Source organism: Cyclobacterium salsum (assembly GCF_010119245.1).
In the GTDB taxonomy this organism is placed as follows: Bacteria; Bacteroidota; Bacteroidia; order Cytophagales; family Cyclobacteriaceae; genus Cyclobacterium; species Cyclobacterium salsum.
This window is the reverse complement of record NZ_WNKG01000002.1, coordinates 391,979-412,267: the sequence shown is the minus strand read 5'-3', so window position 1 is coordinate 412,267 and position 20,289 is coordinate 391,979. Positions and strand designations below refer to the sequence as shown.

Sequence of the window (20,289 nt, the reverse complement as noted above, 5' to 3'; positions counted from 1 at the left end):
GGAAGCATTTTTTACTGCCGATTATTCAGGATGCTCATCCCCACCTTCCGGATGTTCAGCGTCTCCCTCAGGATGCTCGCCTTCTTCTTCCGGATGGTCTGCAGCTTGCTCGGTATCATCTGTTTTCTTGTTTCCACAGGAAGTTACGGTGGCAGAAAAGAAGAATCCCATAAGCAACATTAGTAGTGCAATGGATTTAATACTTTGTAAGAATTTCATCGTTTATTCGGTTAATGGTTATACACACCGGTAAAGATACACTTTTTGTAAAAACTTCCAAGACGCCGGAACGGGATAACCCTGTCCGCATCACCGGGTATTTGGACTACAGGGATTTTGTGCGTATTTTAAGATCTTCAATTGAAAATTTTTCAATTCAATACCCACTATTTTAAAACCATAACCCAAAAAATGGAAAAATTAGCCTATAAAAAGAAGGTGATGGAGCAAGCCATCCTTACTCAGGAAGCCCTGGTAGCTGATTTTAGAAACCGCATCAAAGAACTAAGAGATGGGGAGCAACAAACACAGGATCAGCCTTTTGAATACGACCAACAAGGGCAAGAAGATGAAAGTGCCATTGTAATCAATCGCATGGCAGATGAGTTAAATTTTGTAATTGAGGAGTTGGATTTTCTGAAACAGATGAAAACCGCTGCTAACCTTTTCGAAGAAGTAACCCTGGGAGCAATAGTCAAAACGGATAAAATGACCTTTTTCCCAAGTGTAAGTATTGAAAATTTTGAAGTTGATGGCGAAAATCTTTTCGGTATATCGCGAAAGGCACCCATCTATGCAGAAATGGAAGGAAAAAAGAAAGGAGATTCCTTTTCAATGAATGACAGGAGCTATACGATTTTAGACGTGTATTAACACCTGACTTATTAATATAATCCAATCCTGATAGGGGCAGTGGCCTCAAGTGTCTTTATAAGCTGAGGTACCATCCAAATTTAAACCAGGTTCGTTGTCTGAGTGCGGCATCAAAAAACCGATCGGTTCGATAATCGATTCCGGCCTGAAATTTTTGTTTTCCTTTAGATAAATGACCTAGTGCCGCTACTAACCTGTTTTCCAGGCCACTTTCTCCCGATTGAAGGCTGTAAATGGGTTCATCGCTAAGTACCAGATAAAATTCACCCGGATCAAGACTCTGGCCTTCTATGGGTATTTCAATGGAGACCTGATACCTCAACCTGTATTCTACCGGACCATCCGGCGCAAAAGTCTGATCAGTACGGAACCGGTGTCCCAATTGATAAGTACCTTTTCTTTGTAAAAAAGAGATTTGCTGTATGGCCCGGTGACTGTCTTCGCTTCCAGACTCCAGGCGATACTGGTAACCACCCGTGATCGCTACAAACGGATTTAGGGGTTTACCGATGAATCCCTGAAAATCGGTTTGGTTGTGGTATAATCCCCAATCTGCCTGTTCGTGCGCTACCTTATCCACCAATCCATGCTGACTTTCTATTTTTCCTGTAATTTTAAGATTTTCTGCAGCACTAAATCCAAGTTGGAATTCCGGAAATAGCCCGAAATTTGTTATCCTCCCCTGCCCCATCAACTCCATCGGCAGGGCCAATAAAATGATCCAAACAATTCTTATCATTAAAAAAATAAATTATCTGCCGGTGGAATAATGATGACTCTTTTATCTATTACATGGCCATCTTTGTCAAAAGTACCTTCCCATAGATTCTTACCCTCTTCTCCGTCCCCATAATATTCTATTTCATACCTGGTTAGGATTCCCTCCATTTCATCTTCATCGATGAGATCTTCCAGATCATCAGGGGAACCACTATATTGCAACTGAATTTTTTCGAGCCTCCACTTTCTATAATGTTTATCAAAATAAGCCTCCAGATTCTGCCTCAGGTTACTGGAAAGGTTTTCCCAGTTTTTGATTATTTCAATGTCTTCCACTGTTCCGGAAAGGTCAAACTCCACACTGTAATCTGCTTCCTCCCAATTAAATTTGGCCTCATAACTACTCTTTCCTGAGGTTTCTTCCCTAAACCATTTCACTTTTTTACGCCCTTCAAACGCATCATTTAACCATTCCCTGGCCTCTCCGGGTGCTTCTCTCTCTTTCACACGATACTCGCGCTCTATCTTTTCCTGCCCGTGAGCAACAATGGAAAACCCCACCAAGAAAATACAAATGATTCTCCAATCCATTTTTAAATGACTTTTACAACTAAAAGGCATATCAAACCATATGCCATGATTTTTGAACACAGCGTATCTGACGTAAGGATAGGAATACCGTTTTCCGGAGTGTTCAATGAGTTGAAATACGCAGAACCATGTTCCCTTCCACCTCAGTATTCATGAGACAGGGGAACTAATCGGGCACTTAGGTCCGGGGTTTCCATGTCCTTATCGAAGGGAAACATGGGCCGGTTGATCCGCTTAAATTCCAGCCGCTCCAAATCCTGATCCACCCCTCCGGGAGTTAGGGCCATGATCCAATCGGCCCGCATATCATACAATTCGGGCACCAGGTAACCAATTTTTACTACTACGATATCCGTTTCCCGTGGGTTTAGCCCCAGGTTGGTGAAGTCCCGCTCTCTATGGTAGGGTTTTCGTTTTTTGGTGACAATCACCTGAACGCTTCCAACCGCTACCACTACCTCTGTCTCTGCATTTCGATCCCCGTGTTCGATGGCCTTAACGGTACCCGTCAAGGTTAGGGGCGGTGAAAACCGATCGTCTACTGCAGCACCGGCTTTGGCGGATACCTCTCCTCCCACTCCGGCGGCTACGGCTGCTTCTACCAATTCAGGACCAGGAATAGAAGCATATATTAATGAGGGGCCGTCCGGGGATTGGAACTCCGTCCGGGCCAATATCTCTCTCAGGGTCCAGGTAACGTCTCCGGCACCTCCGGCAGTGGGGTTATCTCCCATATCACTAATCATAAATGGCTTTTTGTCACTGGCAATGGCCATATCCAGACTTTCCTGTAAACTGGCAGTTGGCGCAATAAAGTCAAATTCGAACCTTTTATCCCAAAAACGTTGCGCCAGCTCTTCGGCGGTTCCCGTCACTTTGGATTTATCATCTCCTGTAACCATGACCACCGCATGATTTCTTGGCTCATCGGCCCATGCATAACCTACCCAAATAGCAGCATCTGTTACCCCCTCCTGCTCAGCAGCAGGATACACCTCCGCATAAAGGCTTTTTCCAGGATCCACCCGGGTACTGGTTTTTTCGCCAGGAAGCAAAATCGGAACGGGTATCCAAGCCTTGTAAGCGGGCTTTCCCTTGCCGGATTCCAGTCGTTCTAACAAATTGTCTACCGCTCTTTTTTTGGATTCCAAGGCATCTTCGTGTGGAGCCATCCGATAGCAAGTAATCAAATCCGAATGGGCTGCCAGGCGCCAGGAAACGTTTCCATGCAGGTCCATGGAAGTGGAAATAAGGGTTTCTTCCCCTACTATCTCACGGACCCGATTGATAAAATCTCCCTCCGGATCATCCAATCCTACCACGCTCATGGCACCGTGAATATCAAAAAACAAGCCATCGTAAGGAAGGTTTTCTTTTAGCCTATCCAGGGTCTCTCCTACAAGGGATTCGTACGCTTCCCGCGAAACGATGCCCCCAGGAATGGAATGTCCACGCAAGGTGGGAAACCAATTTGCCCTTGCACGATTCAAAGAGTCTTCATGCATAAAGGGGTAATAATCAAATATTTTCGCGCCTCTTCGGGCAAGAAAGGCTTCCTCCTCCGTCACCGCAGGAGAAAAAGTACTCGATTCTATGGCCAATCCCGCTATCGCAACGCGAGGTAAATTTTCCGACTCATTTTCGGTGTTTTCAGTATTGTTGTTACAAGCAATTAGTGACAGGGTGATCAAGGCACAGGACAGCCCAGATAGAAGGAGATGCTTCGAAATCATAAATCAATTAGTTAGTTGAAATTTAAAAACGCAATCGCTGAGCTACTTTGGGGTGTCAATCAAATTAAGGTAATTTCTCGGACAACTCTAGGAATTACCAGGTATTTTAACAATTATTGATTGTTCCATTTATCCAAAATTTGTCGGAGTATTTGGTTTTGCTCCTCTTTAAGGTCGTTATGCCTTTTGGCCCATTTGAAAACAACAACAAAAATTATAACTAAAAGGATGGTGTAAAATGCGGAGAAAAAAAGCATGGTTGGTAGAAATTTAGTAAGACTTTTATTAAGCTTTAAAACTACCTGTAAAAGGCTGTTTACATATTATTTATGCAATCTAAGGAAAGTAACTGGCTTTTTATGCCATTTTCTGGTTAAATTAAACCATCAAACTACAAATTACTTTTCCTGGTAACTCAACGTTTTGAACATGCTTTTAAGTGATCAAGATTCCCCTATTTTTACTCAATGGCAAAACCTGTTAGATCGATTCTGCAAACGGGAAAAATTACCCGGAATCATCCTCTCCCTGTATCAGGAAAAACAAGAACTCCTGGCCTGGAGTGGCGCCTCCGGAGTTCTTTCACCGGAACAACCCTACTTCATCAGCAGCGTGGCAAAACTGCATTTAATGGCCTTGCTTGTCAAACTAAAAGTTAGAGGCAGGGTTGATCTGGACGATGCCATGATCCATTTTCTCCCGGAAAAAGAATATTCGGGATTATCCCTAATCCGGGATCAGGATTACACCTCTGAAATTACCCTGAAACACCTGCTTTCCCACCTTTCAGGCTTGCCAGATTACATGGAGTCACCATTCCAGGGAACAAAAAGTCTGAGAGAGGAGCTTCTTGCCGGAAATGACCAATCCTGGACATTCAAAGAGCTAATTAAAGCCGTCAGGAAATTAAAACCGGTTTTCAGACCAGGTAATTCCAAGAAAATTCATTATGCAGATACCAATTATCAACTGCTTGGAAAGGTGATAGAAAAGGTTACCGGCCAAAGTTTAAAACAGTCCCTGGAAGAATTTCAAACCCAACCGCTTGGCTTAAGGGAAACCTATGTCTACTCGGATCTCTATGACCGCACTCCGGCACCCTTTTACCATGATGGCAAAGAACTGCAAATTCCACAGGCCATGACCTCTTTTGGCCCTGCAGGCGGGATGGTCAGCACCGCCAGGGATAGCATGCGATTTATGAAGGCACTATTTCACGGTCAGCTATTTCCGCTAACAGAACTGGAAGCCATTCAGAAATGGATCCCAATGGGACCGTCCCTTTCCTACGGCCTCGGAATTGCCCGGTATCAGAAAAGCAGGTACGGATTTACAGGAGCAAAGCTTCCTGAAATGATCGGGCATACCGGTATGTCAGGTGCTTTTGCTCTTAACGTACCGAAGCTTCACCTGATTCTAACCGGGACTGTGAGTCAATCAGACGATCCCATGCTTCCCTTCAAGCTGGCACATAAATTTATTCAAACCCTGTAAAAATGCGGGTTCACCCCCAGCCTTCATTTTAACCAGTCTGGCTTGGTGGTATCAATTGAAGCTTGAAGCTGATTCAATAAGTTGTACAATCCGAAATAGGTTCTGTTGATATACAGCCCGTGCCTTGAACCCCTTGCCTGTTTGGATTTTCGAAACATTTTATCGTTGGAGATTTTGTCTCCCAGGGCGAATATCTGCTGAAAATAACGATCGTCAGCAAAATCAAAACGATCTACGTGGAAAGGCTTTCCTAACAGGGAAATCATTTCCTTGAAAATGGATTTAAAATACTCCTTTTCTACTTCAGAATCTTTATCGCTGATAAATTCCAAATTGTAAAAGATTTGATTCAGTTCCTCTTCCCGGATTAACAAATCCTTTTTGATCAAGGAAAAATAACCCTGATAGAATTCCTCTGGTATTACTTTCACACAGCCAAAGTCAATAACCGCCAGTTTATTTTCGTCCTGAATGATGAAATTTCCCGGATGGGGATCGGCATGAACCTGCTTCAATTCGTGAACCTGGTGATGGTAAAAATTCCATAAGGCTTGCCCCACTTTATTTTTTGCAGCCTGGTCAGGTGCTGTCGCTAACCACTCTCTCAGGTGCAATCCTTCCATCCAGTCCATGGTGATAATCCGGGGACTGCTCAATTCCTCATAATAATTGGGGAATTTAAGGTTTTCGATATGGGAACAAGCTGCCGAAATCTCTTTGCTCCTTCTCACTTCCAATTCGTAATCCGTTTCTTCCAGAAGCTTTTCTTCCACCTCTTCCATGTAATGATCCAGTTCCCGCTCATTCATGTTGAGCAGGCGCAAGGCAAATGGCTTGACTAACTTCAGGTCTGATCGCACGCTCGATGCCACCCCAGGGTACTGAATTTTGACAGCAAATAGTTTTCCGTCTTTAGAGGCCCGATGCACCTGGCCAATGGAAGCCGCATTGACCGCCGAAGGAGTAAAGGTGTCGAATAACGTTTCCGGACCTGCTTTGAAATACTGCGCAAAGGTTTTCACCACCAGGGGATAAGATAGGGGTGGCGCGCTATACTGGGCCATGGTAAATTTATCCTGGTACGCCCTGGGCAACATGTTTTTGTCCATAGCCATCATTTGCGCTACCTTCAAGGCACTACCCTTCAGTTCACTGAGGGAATCGTAAATATCGGTGGCATTGTCCCGGTGAAGGTCATCCTTATTCATGGAAGGATTTACTACCTTTTTGGCATAGTGTTTCATGTAATTTCCGCCTACCCTGGCACCGGTACTAATAAATTTGGCCGCCCGCTGCACTTTGGAAATGGGAATATTCTGTTGTTCTTTAACTTTCTCTGTCATGGGTTACCTGGATTGGAATAGAAATTTGGCAAAATCTACGAAACTATCCACCGCGGACTTTCCCATGAGATCAAATGCCAGATTCACTGATTTTTCGATGGCTGCATCGGTCTTTTCGAAGGCTGGGGAATCGTCTTTAAGCCAAAACCGAAAAATAAACAGCACCTGCAGCCAAAGCGCTTCGTCATAGCGATCTGCCACATAAGGGCGATTAGCAATTTCTTCCGTCTCTTTTCCCTCCAAAATCAGTTCATTGACGAATTCTTTAAAACGATGCTTAAATCCCTTTAGCTCGACCGGGAAATTTCGGTCTTTGAATACGTTCTTCCCGTAAACTGCCAAAAGGTAGGAACGACGACTTTTCATTTCTTCGATCCAGGTGAAATAGAATCCCAGTAATTTTTCCCGGGTACTGTAGGATTTATACACCTCCTGGCTTTCAAGATTGGTAATGGTGGCCTCAAAAACACGCTCCCATACTGCTTTCTTGATGGCTTCAAAGTTGCTAAAATGATCGTAGAAGGATGCCTCCTGCATTTTTAACCCTTTGGTAAATTTAAAAACCGATGCCGGTTCTTTGCCGGTTTCCAATACATGATGGATGTAGGCATCGATTATTTTGTTTTTATCGGTCTTTTGTTCTTTTGATTTTTCTGTCATTGCTTTCTCTTTAATGAACTCCGAACAAACAACAACTAGAGGCAGGAAGAGGTTTGTAAAAAGGTGTAAATAATTTTTTACCAATGAATTTCGAAAAGCCCGGGGAATTTTTTAATAGCGCGGAATTGTTAACATCCTGTACATCCAATTAGACTTTTTTCTCGTTAATCTTTGGTAGAAAGGGAAATTATAGGTTATGATATCGAAATTGAACAACTATTTTATTGGCTTCTTACTGGTATTTACATTCACCCTCACCTCGTGCAACGAGGATTTGGGAGAAACGCCTTCCAGCCAAAACCTGGTAAAAGAAGCCATTTTTGAGAGCATGAAGGAATGGTATTACTGGAATGAGGAGTTGCCGATGGCCATAAATCCGACCGAATACCGCAGCAACGATGATCTATTGTATGACTTAATGTACCTGCAACTGGATCGCTGGTCTTACCTTACCACCCGGAAAGCATTTGACAGGGCTTTTACAGGCCAAAATGCAGGTCATGGATTTGGTTTTGGATTGGGTGAAGATGGAAAATTGTATGTATCGTTTGTTTATGAAGAGTCACCGGCGGGAAGAGATGGTTGGGAAAGAGGCTGGGAACTTACGAAGATCAATGGGAAGACCATTGAAGAATACCGAATAGGGAGCGGATATAACTTTGAATTAGGAGAGAATTCCCCGGGGGTCACGAATACCTTCACTTTTAAATTGCCAGATGGAACGACCACCACGCGGCAAAACACCAAAGCTGAATACCAGGCCAATTCTGTACTTTACCGGGATGTGATCAACGCTGGCAGCAAAAATGTAGGTTACTGGGTCTACAACAGCTTTAAAGTCAGCCCGGGGGTTAGTCCTAACCGAAGCGAGGAAGTGGAAGAAACCTTGTCCTATTTTGAAGACGAAGGGGTCGATGAGCTTATCTTGGATTTGAGGTATAATGGTGGTGGGTCGGTAGATGTGGCCGAACAAATCATGAACGCCTTGATCCCAGCGGCTGATGACGAAAAACTCATGTATACCAATGCGCTCAATCGGGATAAAAGGGATTTGAATGAAACCTTTCAATTCACAAAGACCGGTAGTTTGAATCTGAATCGCCTGGTGGTGATTACCTCCAGGGGTTCTGCCTCTGCCAGCGAGTTACTGATTAACTGCCTGAGACCCTATATGGAGGTGGTATTGGTGGGTCAAAAAACCTATGGCAAACCGGTGGGATCTTTCCCCCTTTCTCAGTTTAATCAGGTGCTATCGCAAAATGAAGTAGAACTGGTTCCGATCACCTTTGCTATTGCCAATGCGGAAGGAAATGCAGCTTATTACGATGGATTTCCCGTTACCATTCCCTCCGTCGACAACCCTGCGTTTAATTGGGGAGACACCCGGGAGGCCAATCTGGCCAGTGCCTTGACCTTTATTCAATATGGTAGTTCAGCGGTCGGTGCGCGGCAAAAAGTCAGCGAGGACCAATGGCAAATGATCGATAGCTTTTCAGGTTTGGCCAAGGAATTTCCCGTTTATTGAAATTCCCTGGTTAACTTTGCCTAATTTAAAATATAGCAAATCTCTCCCTCTATGAAATTCATTTCTTTCGGGCTCCTTTCTATGTTCCTGGTAAGCTTTCTCATCGCTTGCTGTTCGAGTCCGTCCACGAAAACCAGTGAGGAAAAAGAGGTCTTCACACTGGCTTTTGGTAGCTGTAACCGGCAGCAACTGGACCAGCCTTTATGGGAACCGATTATAGATGATAATCCGGATGTCTGGGCCTGGCTAGGTGATAATATCTATGCTGATACGCCAGACATGCAGGAAATGGCCGCCGATTACACCATGCAATTTAACCAGCCTGATTATCAGAATTTAAGAAAATCAACTCAAGTGGTGGGTATTTGGGATGATCATGATTATGGGATCAATGATGGAGGAAAATTTTTTAGCCAAAAAGATTCCAGCCAGCAGTTATTACTGGATTTTTTAGAAGTGCCTGCCTCCAGCCCCCGAAGAACCCGGAAAGGCACCTATACTGCTCATACCTTTGGTGTGGAAGAGCAGCAAGTGAAGCTTTTTCTACTCGACACACGGTATCACCGAGACACCTTAACCAAGGAAAACGGGCACTATATCCCTAATCGGGAAGGAACCATTCTGGGAGAAGCCCAGTGGAAGTGGCTGGAAAAAGAATTGGAAAATAGTGAAGCCGCAATCAACCTAATTGCATCAAGTATACAGGTCATTCCGGAAGAACATCGATTTGAAAAATGGGCGAATTTTCCGCAAGAAAGAAAAAAATTGCTGGACCTGATCCATAACAACGCTCCGAAGAATACGGTCCTGCTAAGCGGAGATCGACACATTTCGGAAATATCCCGAATGTCTTTGGCAAATGGAGATCCGCTATACGAGATTACCAGCAGCGGCCTAACCCATGCGTACACCGCCTATTCAGGCGAGCCAAATCAGTACCGGATAGGAAAGGTCATACACCAACTTCATTATGGCCTATTACACATCAACTGGCAGGACCAACTAATGAATTTTCAAATCAAAGGAGCAGGTGGGGTTCCTTTATTGGAACAAGAAATAGCATTTTAGTCCGAGGAGAATCAGGAGAAGGGCCATGTATATTAAAAAATCAAGCCGGTGAGTCGACTATTTTAATAAATAAAAAAGGCGGTGAGAAGCTCCCACCGCCTTTTAGCTTTTTCTATTTGAAATTCAGGATCAATACCCTGGGTTTTGTGGACCCAGGTTAGGGTTTACATCCAACTCGATCCTGGGTAATGGCATCAGATAGTCTCTGGCAGGATCAAAATTAGGGTGTGGCTCCAGGCTTTCACTTCCTGTAAACACCTGCGTTCCGAGCTCTCTCCTTTTGATATCATACCATCTTTTGTACTCAAAGGAAAGTTCCAGTCTCCGCTCATTGAGCACCAGGTCAATAAAGCTTGCCTCATCCAGGCCTGCCTGGACGTCTTCCGGGAAGGTATTTTGTTCCCCGCCAGCATTTCTAGCTCGCTCCCGAATGGCATTGACATAGCCAATTGCCTCTGCAGTAGGGCCGTTATTAACTTCGGTCGCGGCTTCCGCAGCGATGAGTAGCACTTCTGCGTAGCGCATGGCCGCATAATTATGGTCAGAATACCTTCCATCGGAATTGCTATTCCCTGGGTACATTCTGTATTTGGCGATGTGCGGCCTTTGTGTATTGTCGTATTCCGAAAAAGGCTCTAAAGCTCCTTCTATCAACGCTTCAGGCTGAAAGCTAACTTCTTTCCGATAATCCCTATCATCCCAGGTATTGTATACAGCCATCGAAGGGACTAAAACGCTCCAACCAAGCTGATCCGCACCCCGAATACCCGTCATCGGTGGCATGAGATCGTCATTGGCACCGCCGCCACCGTTTTGCTGCCCCAAAAAGTCCAGCGCAAAGATGTGCTCCTCAAGATTATCGGCCATTTCGGCCCGGAATAGGTTTTGATAATCTGCCTCCAATGCGTATCCAAACCTTTCTTTGTTGTCAATTACCCATTTAGCTTCTTCATAAGCCGCCGGATAATCCCCAAATGTGAGGTGAACGGAAGCAAGGTACGAAGCTGCCGTACCCTTGGTAGGTCTGGACCGTACATTGTTTGGTTGGTTGTCGGGCAACCATTGTTTGGCGTATTCCAAGTCAGCCACTATACCCTGGTATACCTCTGATGCGCTGGTCTTGGAAATATCCTTAACGGCTTCCGGATCATTAATAAAATAATCAATGTAAGGAATGTCGCCGAATACCCGAACCAAATGAAAATAACTAAAAGCCCGTACAAATCTGGCCTCCGCCACCAATCTGTTCCTCACTTCTTCTCCTAATTCCAGACTTTCGGTTCCCGAAATCCCTGCATTTGCCGCACTTATCACCTGGTACCAATAAGGCCAGAAAGACCTGACCATCCCGTTATTATCATCCATATTGAAATCATTCACTTGCTGCCGCTCGGCAGGAGTGCCTCTATCTCCAATATCTACCATATCGCCCCGAAGCATCAGGGCGGATACAAACTGCCTTCCGTACAATCTTTCAGAAGCCATCCAGCCATAAGCTCCGAAGATGGCTGTTTCCACATCTTTGGCGGAATTAAACAAACTTTCAGGTGCCAACAATCCTACTGGTCTTTCTTCCAGATCCGTACATCCGGCAAACCAACAGGCTGTGGCCAAAACCAAAGTTTTATATATTTTCGTTTTCATGGTTATTTCAATTTAGTTGGCTAATTTAAAATCCTACGTTTAATCCCACGGTATAATTTTTTGCGTTGGGATAACTTCCGTAATCCAGCCCCATATTTCGGTTGCCATCGGTGGCACCACCAGAGCGGTAATTCACCTCGGGATCATATCCTTCGTATTCGGTAAATGTCAGCACATTTTGAGCACTTACGTACACCCTTAGCCTGGAAAGATTCAGCCTGTCTACTATCCCTTGAGGGAAATTATATCCCAAGGAAAGGTTTTTCAGCCGGGTAAAGGTGCCATCGTAAATCCAACGGGTAGAAACCCTTCTTGTCCTTCCGTTAAAAGCCCTGGGAATATCTGTTTGTGTATTTGAAGGTGTCCATCGGTTCAATGCTGCCGTAGTGGCGTTGTTGATACCAGACATTAAATCCAGCTCCATAAGGGTATAGCTCAGAATATCGTTTCCGAAAGAACCCTGAAAGAATATATTGAGGTCAAAATTCCTGTATCGGAAATCATTATTCCAGCCCCAGAAGAAATCAGGATGCGGGTTGCCAATAATCTCCCTGTCATCACTGTTCAAGGTTCCATCTCCATTCAAGTCCCGGAACCTTTCTCCACCGGGAGTCTGCTCAAATCCGCCACCCGGAAGGAAATCTTCACCTTCCTGGTATACTCCATCATAAACCCATCCGAAAAAACTTCCTACGGGGTATCCTTCTTTCAGCAATTGCGTGGTGCCCAGGCCTACCATGTGGCCGGGTCCGGACCCGTATTGGATGTCGTTTCCTTCCGGCAATGACAAGACCGTATTTCGGTTTCTGGAGAAGTTGACATCCATATCCCATTGAAAGGCTCCAACAAGATTCCGGGAACCAACGGTTAGCTCTATCCCCTTGTTTTCCACTTCACCTATGTTTCTGAGCTGGTTGGTGTACCCCGAATATTGGGGCAATTGCACCGCAAACAACAAGTCTGAAGTGACCATGCGGTAATATTCAGCAGATAACGTCACCCGATCATCCCAAAAGCCAACATCCGTTCCCAGGTTAAATTGAGCGGTGGTTTCCCAGGTAAGGTTATCATTGGCCACCGTCGTTGGGCGAACGGCATTGACAGGAACTCCGTCAATTACGGTAAACACGGGTGAAAATCTAGCCAATGTTTGGTATGGAGAAATGGCTTGATTTCCGGTAATACCGTAGCTTACCCTCCACTTCCAGAAACTAATCAGATCCGAAGTTTCGAGAAAGCGTTCGTTTTTCATATTCCAGGCGAAGGCACCAGAAGGGAAAAAAGCCCATTTGTTATTTCTGGAAAAGGAAGATGACCCATCGTACCGAGCATTAAAAGTCAGTAGGTATTTGTCTCCCATCGAATAGTTCAATCGACCGTAGAAAGAAGAAATTCTCCAGTCAGAAAGTCCGGAACCAGGTCTTTGCCAGACCGCAGCAGAACCCAGGTTCCAATATGAAAAAGCATCCGTAATAAACGAAGTGCCCCTGGCGCCCCAATTTTCATTTTCTGAAGACTGATAAGAGTATCCCGCCATGGCTGAAAAGGTATGATCACCAGCAAAATTTTTGGTATAGGTCAGGTAGTTTTCATTTAGTAGCAAGGTATTCCTGGAAGCATTTATCCGGGCATCGCCTCCCACATTTCTACCTTCCGTAACGGTAGTTGGAGAATACAGTCCGGTACGACTGGTATTGGCCGTGGCACCGAAGGTAGTTCTAAACTTCAAATCCTCCATCAAGTCATACTCCGCAAAGAAATTTCCCTGAAACCGATCGTTTACATTTTCGTTGATCAGTTGGGTGGCTACCGCATAGGGATTGTCATGCGGATCATTCAATCGGGCTATCGTGAACGTTCCGTCCTCCCGGTAAATCGGCTGGTCTGGTTCAAATTTAAATGCGGAGGCCACCACACCGGGAGTAAGGCCTCCGGAACCTTCCTGCGTTCTTACCCCATCGCTACTGCTTCTGCGAGCAAATAAATTCAACCCGAATTTAAGTTTATCGGAAGCCTGAATATCCAGGTTACTGGTGATGCTAAATCGATTGAAGTCCGAATTGATGATCACCCCTTTCTGATCAAAATAAGCACCGGAAACATAATAATTCACATTGTCCGTTCCTCCGCTGATCGACAGTTGGTAATTTTGTATGCCACCTGTCTGAAATATCTGGTCTTGCCAATCGGTATCTCCACCAGCTGGCTCAATATTCGGTCTGGCATCTGAAATGTAGTCGTTAAATTGTTCTGCATTTAACAAATCCAATCGGTTGATTTCGTTTTGCATGGAATACGAGGTATTGAACTCAACCCTGGCCGCTCCGCTTTTACCTCTTTTAGTAGTAACCATGATAACCCCATTGGCACCTCTGGAACCATAGATGGCGGTGGCCGAAGCATCTTTTAGTACCTCAATGGAAGCAATATCTTCCGGAGGAGGCATGGCTGCGCCAACGAAACCGTCCACCACAAAAATCGGGTCACTGCTGGCGTTGATGGAAGTACCCCCTCTGATTCTCACTTTCATACTGGCTCCGGGAGCACCATTATTGGCCTGGATCTGGACCCCTGCAGCGCGGCCCTGAAGGGCTTGCACCGCATCAATGGCTGGATAAGCTGTCAATTCCTCTGCTTTTACCGAAGAAACAGCACCCGTCAGATCACTCCGCTTTTGAGTTCCATATCCAATTACCACTACTTCTTCCAGGGACGATTCATCCATGGTCAGGGAAATGTTGATAACGGTTTGGTTTCCCACCGTTACCTCCTGGGAATCGTACCCTATGTAGGAAAACACTAACACCGAACCATCGGGTACCGTCAGAGAGTAGCTTCCATCCAAATCGGTAACCGTACCGGTAGAAGTACCCTTGACAGATACCGTGGCTCCGGGCAACGGCTCTCCCTGATCGTCCCTGACCACACCACTCACGTTCTGATCTTCCACTGTTACGCGTTCCGTTTGATCCGGGCTTACTTTCCGGACATCTATCTGATCATTAACCTGCCGGAAACTCAGAGAAGTTTGCTGCGCAACTTCCCGAAGCATGGTCTCCACGCTGGCATTGTCGGACCCTAATTCAACCCGCACCGTCGGGTCAATATCGTTCCGATCATAGGAGAAGGAATAGGATGTACTGGTCTCAATCTGTCTGAAAAATTGACCCAGAGACATTTCTTGCCGGTTCAGAGTAACCCAGACCTTGTCTATCGTTTCATATTGGGCGTTAACATTACCTGCCAATACCAGGTTGAGAAACACCAACTGCAAGGTGAACCCATAAAGAAAATACCTTGACAACATGTAGATTGTCTTTTGTAAGTTAAATTTCATACTTTTAAGAGGTTTATTGATACATTCATTAAGCCTGGTTCGGTGATGGTGCATTCCCCAATGACTTTCCATGCCGAACCATTTTTTTTTGAGCCATGGCTCCATTTTGGATATTTTTGGTTTATTTCATAGCGTTAAAACTTTAAGTGAACATTTTTTCCTTTAATGCGGTAGTCAAATGATTCTATGTAAGCCATTCGGTTTAGTACCAGGTCCAGATTTTGATTGGCGTATCGGCCACTTAATCGCCAGGAGTTATCCGGACGGCCCGAAAACGTGATCTGTACCCCATACCAGCGTTCCAGCTTATGGATTACCTCCTCAAAACCTGCGTTTGAAAATTGCAATACTCCTTCTTTCCAGCCAAGTATTTTATCAACCGAAAAGGAACCCACCTCCATACTTTGATTGGAATTTCTGTAACGAAGTTGCTCTCCAGGATTTAGTAAAACGGTCTCCCTTGTGCTGGTGTGATTTATTTTTACCTTACCGCTGACCAACGAAATTTCCAGCTTGTCCTCCACTATGTCATTAATAGCAAAGGAGGTGCCTAAGGCCTCGGTGACTATTTTTCCCGTTTCCACACGAAACGGCCGATGGGGATCAGATATTACTTCAAAAAAGCCCTCTCCACGGAGAATGACCCTTCGTTCCAGCGAATCAAATTTTTCCGGAAATTCCAGTTCACTACCCGAATTCAACCAGACTGAAGATCCATCAGGAAGTTTAATATTCAATTTTTCCCCGAATTGGGTAACTTTGGTAACAAGTTCCGGCACCGGAATCACATCTTCTTCCTGAGCGGACGGTGAAATGGTCATCTTGTTAAAAAAAACCGTAGAAAATAATGTCAAGAATAAGATGGCTGCTACTTTAGTCCATTGGTCAAGGGCAAACCAGAAAAAGGTTTTGGTGCAATCAATAGGTTTCTTTGAAAATTGCTGATCCGGTATCGTGTCACTCACTAAAATAGTTTGCAGAACCCTACTTTTAGCATCAGCACCGGGTCTAAAAGATGGTTGCCGCAAACCTGCCACCATTTCCCTCGCACTTTTTACCGCTCCAAGGTTTTCAGGGTGAGCCAGCATCCAGTTTTTCCAATAGGTCTCTAGCTCTGGACTCGGCTTCTTTACCCAGCGGACAAATTCCGGATTGGTTAATAAGAATAAGAAAATATCATTTTGCTTCTGCATGTGCTATACGCTTACATCCCTATAAGGCAGCACGACCTAAAATGACATGGAAATTTATCAAAAAAAGTTTCTTTTTTAGACCTTACCTTTTAGGTTAAAATTAGCACGCATAGGGTACCTTTACCTGGACTGGATTATTTCGGCTCACCTTTAATGGCTTCCTTAAGCGACGAAACCGCTTGATATACCAGGTTTCTTGCCGATTTCACATGAGAAAGCCCCATCAAATCACTAACCTGCAAGTAGCTTAGTCCTTCAAAATAAAAATAGTACAACGCTTCCTTTTTTCTGCCGGAAAGTTGTTTCAAAGCAGCGTTGAGCAAGGAGGCTTTTTCCTCATGAATTTGCCGATCAATCAGTGTTTTCTCGTGCGAATAGGTAATCAGAAATTGATCGGAATAGGAAAACTCCATGTCATTTCTGTTTTTTTTCATTTCCCGAATCAACTTTCGCTTTAGGCATTTCATCAGATAGAAATGAATGGAATTGGTGTTTCCTAACCCTTCTCGCTTTTGCCTGATTTGAATAAAAATATCCTGAATACAGTCCTCTGTCAATGCTGGCTTGCCGGAAAGTTGATTGCCATATTGAAACAATTTATCAAAGTAGCGATCGTAAATAATAATAAAAGCCGACTCACTTCCCTTTCTAAACTGATCCCATAGTTCTGTTTCATTCTCTTTCACACCAGGTGAGAGGGCAGACGGATCCGGAGCTACCGGAAAGGAATGTATTATTTTGGGTTCGTGCATTATGAACCTAAATGTAACTCAATTATGTTAGAAATAAAAGAATAGGTAAATGGCCGATAGAAAAGAGGGATATCTCCTTTCGGTTAGATGAATTTCGTCACCATTCGTAAAAAATATTCCAAGCGATGAAATAGTAACGAATTTTGGGATTAATTTTACGCTTCTCATTAAATTTTAACAACAGTGATCTTAATAATTTTATTCTTACTACATTGGTATTTCTCCCTGTTTTGCCAGAGTTTTTTCCTGCATCGCTATGCCGCACATCAGATGTTTGTCATGAGTAAATTCTGGGAAAAGTTTTTCTACCTATTTACCTGGATTGCACAAGGAAGTTCCTACCTATCCCCACGGGCATATGCTATTTTGCACCGTATGCACCATGCGTATAGCGATACCCCCAAAGATCCACATAGCCCACATCACACTGAAAATTTGTTTACCATGATGTGGAAAACCAAAAAAATCTACAACGAACATTTTACCTTCAAAGTACAGGCAGAGGACAGGTTTTCAAAGGATGTCCCTGATTGGAATCGTTTTGATCGATTCGCTGACACCATGATTATACGTATCGGGTGGGTTTTGGTGTATATCCTAATTTATGTATTGAGCATCAGCGTATTTGAATTGGCGGGAACACATTGGTGGATGTACTTTCTACTCCCTATTCATTTCATGATGGGCCCGGTACACGGTGCCATCGTCAACTGGAGCGGTCATAAATATGGTTATGCCAATTTTGATAATAACGACCATTCTAAAAATTCCTTGTTTCTGGACTTTTTGATGCTGGGAGAACTATTCCAAAACAACCATCACCGATTACCAATGAGGGTAAATTTTGCCGTGAAATGGTTTGAATTCGACCCTACCTACCCCATCGTGAAATTATTGCATGCTTCCGGGATTATTAAATTGAAACAAGCGCGTTAGGCTCAATGGAACAGCTTCTGACGCATGCTTTTCCATTTTTCTGAAACGCCAGTTGTTTTTGCCATTGTATTTCATTTTTAGTAGTATTTTTTGAATAATTCCTTTTATCACATATTTTTTTTAAAAAAGCTTTGCAATTAAAAAACTAAATGGTTAAGTTCATGCAAAATCACCTACTTTAGTAAAAATTATGAGAGAATTAACAAGAGCAGAAGAGCAGATCATGCAGATTCTATGGGACATTGAGAAAGGATTTGTCAAAGATGTCCTGGAAAAAATGAAAGCACCAAAACCGGCGTATAACACGGTATCTACCATTATCCGCATATTGGAAAGGAAGGGTTTTGTTAAACACCGGGCCTATGGAAAATCACACGAGTATTACCCCATTGTTTCGAAAGATGAATACCGGAGCTTCACTATAAAAAACCTGCTTTCAGGTTACTTTAGTGGTTCATTTGCTAAGTTGGCTTCTTTTTTCGCAAAGGATGAACAGCTTGATGTCAAAGCCTTAGAAAAGATTATGAATGAGGTAAAAGACGATGTAAAGCAGTAATCGGTATTTCCATTAACTAAAAATAAAAAAAGGGTGACGAAGCACGCACCCTTTTTTTTATTACTGATTTACCAACCAGCTTCCATTTTTTAATCAGCCGTACCGATGGCATGAACCTGAAATCCAATCGTCTTTAAGGCTTGTTTATCCAGCAAATTCCTGCCATCAAACACGTGCGCAGGTTTGAGCATACTATCATAAATTCGTTGCCAGTCATAGGATTTAAATTCATCCCACTCGGTCAATATGGCTACGGCATGCGCTCCTTCGCAAATTTTATAAGGATCGGTGCCCACCGACAGATTAGCCCGGTTTTCTTCTGATGACCTGGATCCTAAATAGTCCAGATCGGTATATATTTGTTCCTTTTTTACCTTTGGATCATAAATTTCAATTTCCGATTGTTCGTTCAAAAGGTGGTCTGCCACATAAATCGCAGCTGATTCCCGGGTATCGTTAGTGTCCTTTTTAAAAGCCCAACCCAAAAAAGCGATCTTTTTACCACTCACCGTGTTATACAAGCTGTTAATGATTTTTTTGGCAAACCTTCTTTTCTGGTGGTCATTCATGATGATCACTTGTTCCCAATAATCCGCCACTTCCTGTAAACCATAAGTTCTGGAAATATATACCAGGTTCAAGATGTCCTTTTGAAAACAAGACCCCCCAAAACCCACAGAAGACTTTAAAAATTTTGGTCCAATCCGTGAGTCAGTGCCTATCGCCCTGGCCACTTCATTGATATCTGCTTCGGTATGCTCGCACAATTCGGAGAGGGAATTGATAGAAGACACCCGCTGCGCAAGAAAAGCATTGGCAGTCAATTTAGAAAGCTCCGATGACCAAACGTTTGTCGTCAGTATTTTTTCATTCGGAACCCAATGAGCATAAACATCCACTAGTGCCTGTATGGCCTCTAACCCCTCTTCTGTCTGATCTCCACCAATCAACACCCGGTCCGGTTTCATCAAATCGTCAACAGCCGTGCCTTCTGCCAAAAATTCAGGATTGGATAGAATCTGGAAACTCAATCCATTTCCCGTATGAGTCAAGATATCTTTGAGTGTGCTGGCGGTTCGAACGGGTAAAGTGGACTTTTCCACTACAATTTTATCTCCTTTTGCCACCCGGGCAATCTGGCGAGCACATAATTCGATCCATTTCAGGTCCGCCGCCTGCCCTTTACCCTCTCCGTAGGTCTTGGTAGGGGTATTCACTGAAATAAAAATCATTTCAGCCTCGTCAATGGCCTTGTCTACATCATTCGAAAAAAACAGATTTCTTCCCCTCGCCTCTGCCACGACTTCAGGTAGACCCGGTTCATAAACGGGTATATTCTCCACATTTTGATCGTTCCAGGCAGCAATTCTTGCCTCATTGATATCGACTACAGTAACCTTAATATTAGGACATTTTTTAGCGATTACGGCCATGGTAGGTCCTCCTACGTATCCTGCCCCAATACAACAAATATTTTGTATTTTCATTATCTATGGTTTAAAAACTACACGAGCATGCTGCTCCTATAAAATTGATTATCTTCTCCCTAAATAAAAATTAATTCTGGGTTTCAGAAAGCAAAATTTCTTTCTGAATCCAAAAATAGAGCATTCCCTGAATTATCAAAAATAAAGCATTCATTTTCATTAAAGAAAGATTTGCAAATAGCTTCATGCCCCCCATCTGCAATCATTTGAGTCCTGTTTAATAATTATTCTTTAACGGTCCCAACTTGTCCCCTATCAGAATGTCGGGGTAGCCTGATCTGAAACCAATTCAAGAGATCCCCACATTTTCTTCCAAAATGACCGGGACCTTCCTCCGTGTGAAGCTTGCCTCAGGCCTGTCTTCAGGTAGGCTGGAT

At 43.8% G+C, this 20,289-nt stretch carries 17 protein-coding genes; 6 read left to right on the top strand and 11 right to left on the bottom strand.

Going from position 1 to position 20,289, the window contains the following annotated elements; all coding sequences use genetic code 11:
- Positions 1 to 21 precede the first annotated feature (21 nt).
- Positions 22 to 219, bottom strand: a complete 198-nt coding sequence (locus tag GJS45_RS04380) for a hypothetical protein (RefSeq protein WP_162340241.1) — start codon at positions 217 to 219, stop codon at positions 22 to 24.
- Positions 220 to 411: 192 nt separating this feature from the next.
- Here GJS45_RS04380 and GJS45_RS04375 point away from each other — a divergent pair, with 192 nt between their 5' ends.
- On the top strand, positions 412 to 873 hold the full coding sequence (locus tag GJS45_RS04375; RefSeq protein ID WP_162340240.1) for a hypothetical protein: 462 nt from the start codon (positions 412 to 414) through the stop codon (positions 871 to 873).
- 55 nt (positions 874 to 928) lie between these two features.
- Here GJS45_RS04375 and GJS45_RS04370 read toward each other — a convergent pair whose 3' ends face one another.
- The 3 genes from GJS45_RS04370 to GJS45_RS04360 form a co-directional block, all read right to left on the bottom strand.
- Positions 929 to 1,612 carry a DUF2490 domain-containing protein gene (locus GJS45_RS04370; RefSeq protein WP_162340239.1) on the bottom strand — a complete coding sequence of 228 codons (684 nt, stop codon included), beginning with the start codon at positions 1,610 to 1,612 and terminating at the stop codon, positions 929 to 931.
- Positions 1,612 to 2,184: a hypothetical protein gene (locus tag GJS45_RS04365; protein WP_162340238.1), complete on the bottom strand. Its 573-nt coding sequence runs from the start codon at positions 2,182 to 2,184 to the stop codon at positions 1,612 to 1,614. The genes GJS45_RS04370 and GJS45_RS04365 overlap by 1 nt, the downstream gene beginning before the upstream one ends.
- Positions 2,185 to 2,327: 143 nt before the next feature.
- A complete protein-coding gene (locus GJS45_RS04360) occupies positions 2,328 to 3,917 on the bottom strand; it encodes a M81 family metallopeptidase (RefSeq protein ID WP_162340237.1) in 1,590 nt (529 codons plus the stop codon).
- 429 nt (positions 3,918 to 4,346) lie between these two features.
- Between GJS45_RS04360 and GJS45_RS04355 the strand changes: the two genes are divergently transcribed.
- Positions 4,347 to 5,411 (top strand): serine hydrolase domain-containing protein, encoded by a 1,065-nt coding sequence (locus tag GJS45_RS04355; protein ID WP_162340236.1) that lies wholly within the window; start codon positions 4,347 to 4,349, stop codon positions 5,409 to 5,411.
- A 23-nt stretch (positions 5,412 to 5,434) separates the two neighbouring features.
- Here GJS45_RS04355 and GJS45_RS04350 read toward each other — a convergent pair whose 3' ends face one another.
- Together GJS45_RS04350 and GJS45_RS04345 are read right to left on the bottom strand one after the other, a co-directional pair.
- Entirely contained in the window at positions 5,435 to 6,754 is a 1,320-nt protein-coding gene (locus GJS45_RS04350; protein ID WP_162340235.1) for an ABC1 kinase family protein, read from the bottom strand.
- Between the two features lie 3 nt (positions 6,755 to 6,757).
- On the bottom strand, positions 6,758 to 7,414 hold the full coding sequence (locus GJS45_RS04345) for a TetR/AcrR family transcriptional regulator (protein WP_162340234.1): 657 nt from the start codon (positions 7,412 to 7,414) through the stop codon (positions 6,758 to 6,760).
- 196 nt (positions 7,415 to 7,610) lie between these two features.
- Here GJS45_RS04345 and GJS45_RS04340 point away from each other — a divergent pair, with 196 nt between their 5' ends.
- Together GJS45_RS04340 and GJS45_RS04335 are read left to right on the top strand one after the other, a co-directional pair.
- Positions 7,611 to 8,939 carry a S41 family peptidase gene (locus GJS45_RS04340; protein WP_162340233.1) on the top strand — a complete coding sequence of 443 codons (1,329 nt, stop codon included), beginning with the start codon at positions 7,611 to 7,613 and terminating at the stop codon, positions 8,937 to 8,939.
- Between the two features lie 51 nt (positions 8,940 to 8,990).
- A complete protein-coding gene (locus GJS45_RS04335; RefSeq protein WP_235954588.1) occupies positions 8,991 to 10,007 on the top strand; it encodes an alkaline phosphatase D family protein in 1,017 nt (338 codons plus the stop codon).
- A 129-nt stretch (positions 10,008 to 10,136) separates the two neighbouring features.
- Here GJS45_RS04335 and GJS45_RS04330 read toward each other — a convergent pair whose 3' ends face one another.
- The 4 genes from GJS45_RS04330 to GJS45_RS04315 all read right to left on the bottom strand — a co-directional run bounded on the left by GJS45_RS04330 (position 10,137) and on the right by GJS45_RS04315 (position 16,933).
- On the bottom strand, positions 10,137 to 11,651 hold the full coding sequence (locus GJS45_RS04330) for a RagB/SusD family nutrient uptake outer membrane protein (protein ID WP_162340232.1): 1,515 nt from the start codon (positions 11,649 to 11,651) through the stop codon (positions 10,137 to 10,139).
- A gap of 25 nt (positions 11,652 to 11,676) precedes the next feature.
- Positions 11,677 to 14,988: a SusC/RagA family TonB-linked outer membrane protein gene (locus tag GJS45_RS04325; RefSeq protein WP_162340231.1), complete on the bottom strand. Its 3,312-nt coding sequence runs from the start codon at positions 14,986 to 14,988 to the stop codon at positions 11,677 to 11,679.
- 134 nt (positions 14,989 to 15,122) lie between these two features.
- Positions 15,123 to 16,181: a FecR family protein gene (locus GJS45_RS04320; protein ID WP_162340230.1), complete on the bottom strand. Its 1,059-nt coding sequence runs from the start codon at positions 16,179 to 16,181 to the stop codon at positions 15,123 to 15,125.
- Positions 16,182 to 16,315: 134 nt separating this feature from the next.
- On the bottom strand, positions 16,316 to 16,933 hold the full coding sequence (locus tag GJS45_RS04315) for an RNA polymerase sigma factor (RefSeq protein ID WP_162340229.1): 618 nt from the start codon (positions 16,931 to 16,933) through the stop codon (positions 16,316 to 16,318).
- A 183-nt stretch (positions 16,934 to 17,116) separates the two neighbouring features.
- On the opposite strand from GJS45_RS04315, the gene GJS45_RS04310 reads away from it, so the two are divergent.
- Both GJS45_RS04310 and GJS45_RS04305 read left to right on the top strand, forming a co-directional pair.
- Positions 17,117 to 17,869, top strand: a complete 753-nt coding sequence (locus tag GJS45_RS04310; RefSeq protein ID WP_162340228.1) for an acyl-CoA desaturase — start codon at positions 17,117 to 17,119, stop codon at positions 17,867 to 17,869.
- Between the two features lie 190 nt (positions 17,870 to 18,059).
- On the top strand, positions 18,060 to 18,425 hold the full coding sequence (locus GJS45_RS04305; protein ID WP_162340227.1) for a BlaI/MecI/CopY family transcriptional regulator: 366 nt from the start codon (positions 18,060 to 18,062) through the stop codon (positions 18,423 to 18,425).
- 89 nt (positions 18,426 to 18,514) lie between these two features.
- On the opposite strand, the gene GJS45_RS04300 is transcribed toward GJS45_RS04305, so the two are convergent.
- Positions 18,515 to 19,912 carry a UDP-glucose 6-dehydrogenase gene (locus GJS45_RS04300; protein WP_162340226.1) on the bottom strand — a complete coding sequence of 466 codons (1,398 nt, stop codon included), beginning with the start codon at positions 19,910 to 19,912 and terminating at the stop codon, positions 18,515 to 18,517.
- Between the last annotated feature and the right edge of the window lie 377 nt (positions 19,913 to 20,289).

What these genes read in the sequence shown, in the direction of transcription:
- GJS45_RS04380 (WP_162340241.1), bottom strand. Translation starts at nt 219, where the DNA reads ATGAAATTCTTACAAAGTATTAAATCCATTGCACTACTAATGTTGCTT.
- GJS45_RS04375 (WP_162340240.1), top strand. Translation starts at nt 412, where the DNA reads ATGGAAAAATTAGCCTATAAAAAGAAGGTGATGGAGCAAGCCATCCTT.
- GJS45_RS04370 (WP_162340239.1), bottom strand. Translation starts at nt 1,612, where the DNA reads ATGATAAGAATTGTTTGGATCATTTTATTGGCCCTGCCGATGGAGTTG.
- GJS45_RS04365 (WP_162340238.1), bottom strand. Translation starts at nt 2,184, where the DNA reads ATGGATTGGAGAATCATTTGTATTTTCTTGGTGGGGTTTTCCATTGTT.
- GJS45_RS04360 (WP_162340237.1), bottom strand. Translation starts at nt 3,917, where the DNA reads ATGATTTCGAAGCATCTCCTTCTATCTGGGCTGTCCTGTGCCTTGATC.
- GJS45_RS04355 (WP_162340236.1), top strand. Translation starts at nt 4,347, where the DNA reads ATGCTTTTAAGTGATCAAGATTCCCCTATTTTTACTCAATGGCAAAAC.
- GJS45_RS04350 (WP_162340235.1), bottom strand. Translation starts at nt 6,754, where the DNA reads ATGACAGAGAAAGTTAAAGAACAACAGAATATTCCCATTTCCAAAGTG.
- GJS45_RS04345 (WP_162340234.1), bottom strand. Translation starts at nt 7,414, where the DNA reads ATGACAGAAAAATCAAAAGAACAAAAGACCGATAAAAACAAAATAATC.
- GJS45_RS04340 (WP_162340233.1), top strand. Translation starts at nt 7,611, where the DNA reads ATGATATCGAAATTGAACAACTATTTTATTGGCTTCTTACTGGTATTT.
- GJS45_RS04335 (WP_235954588.1), top strand. Translation starts at nt 8,991, where the DNA reads ATGAAATTCATTTCTTTCGGGCTCCTTTCTATGTTCCTGGTAAGCTTT.
- GJS45_RS04330 (WP_162340232.1), bottom strand. Translation starts at nt 11,651, where the DNA reads ATGAAAACGAAAATATATAAAACTTTGGTTTTGGCCACAGCCTGTTGG.
- GJS45_RS04325 (WP_162340231.1), bottom strand. Translation starts at nt 14,988, where the DNA reads ATGAAATTTAACTTACAAAAGACAATCTACATGTTGTCAAGGTATTTT.
- GJS45_RS04320 (WP_162340230.1), bottom strand. Translation starts at nt 16,181, where the DNA reads ATGCAGAAGCAAAATGATATTTTCTTATTCTTATTAACCAATCCGGAA.
- GJS45_RS04315 (WP_162340229.1), bottom strand. Translation starts at nt 16,933, where the DNA reads ATGCACGAACCCAAAATAATACATTCCTTTCCGGTAGCTCCGGATCCG.
- GJS45_RS04305 (WP_162340227.1), top strand. Translation starts at nt 18,060, where the DNA reads ATGAGAGAATTAACAAGAGCAGAAGAGCAGATCATGCAGATTCTATGG.
- GJS45_RS04300 (WP_162340226.1), bottom strand. Translation starts at nt 19,912, where the DNA reads ATGAAAATACAAAATATTTGTTGTATTGGGGCAGGATACGTAGGAGGA.